Here is a 736-nt window from a genome sequence, read left to right as displayed (position 1 = left end):
CCCTGTGCCCGCGGGGGTGACCGCGGTAATCTGGGTGGCGGAGTCGACGGTGAACGAGGCCGCCGGTGTCGCGCCGAAGGTGACGGCGGTGGCTCCGGTCAGGTTGGTGCCGGTGAGAACTACTGTCGTTCCGCCGGTGACCGGACCCGCACTCGGGACCACCGTGGCCAGGGTGGGGGCCGGAACATACGTATAGCCCACGCCATTGCTAGTGCCGCCCGCAGTGGTGGCGGTGACTTGCACCGTTCCTGTTCCGGCTGGCGCAACGGCGGTGATCTGTGTCGAGGAGTTGACCGTGAACGAGGTTGCCGGTGTGCCACCGAAGTTGACCGCGGTGGCTCCGGTCAGACCCGTTCCGGTCAGGACGACCGTCGTTCCGCCTGTCGCTGGTCCCGAGCTCGGTACCACCGTGCTCAGAGTGGGAACGGCGACGTAGCTGTAGGACACCCCGTTACTGGTTCCGCCGACTGTGGTGACGGTGACCGCAACGGTCCCCGTGCCTGCCGGGACGACAGCGGTGATCTGCGTCGCGGAGTCGACCGTGAACGACGTTGCCGGTGTCGCACCGAAAGTGACGGCGGTGGCCCCGGTCAGGTTGGTCCCAGTGAGCACGACCGTCGTCCCGCCGGTGACCGGGCCCGAACTGGGCACGACCGAGGTCAGGGTGGGAACCGCAACATAGGTGTAAGCGACGCCATTGCTAGTGCCGCCCGCCGTGGTGGCGGTGACTTGCACC

Annotated in this window: 1 protein-coding gene; it reads right to left on the bottom strand. The window is 67.8% G+C overall.

All coding sequences use genetic code 11. From position 1 onward, the window contains the following. The coding region (locus tag ON19_RS30820; RefSeq protein WP_043700751.1) for an IPT/TIG domain-containing protein at positions 1–736 on the bottom strand (736 nt) is incomplete at both ends.

It is taken from the genome of Nocardia abscessus NBRC 100374 (genome assembly GCF_000308455.1).
In the GTDB taxonomy this organism is placed as follows: Bacteria; Actinomycetota; Actinomycetes; order Mycobacteriales; family Mycobacteriaceae; genus Nocardia; species Nocardia abscessus.
This window is presented reverse-complemented; position numbering and strand designations above follow the sequence as displayed.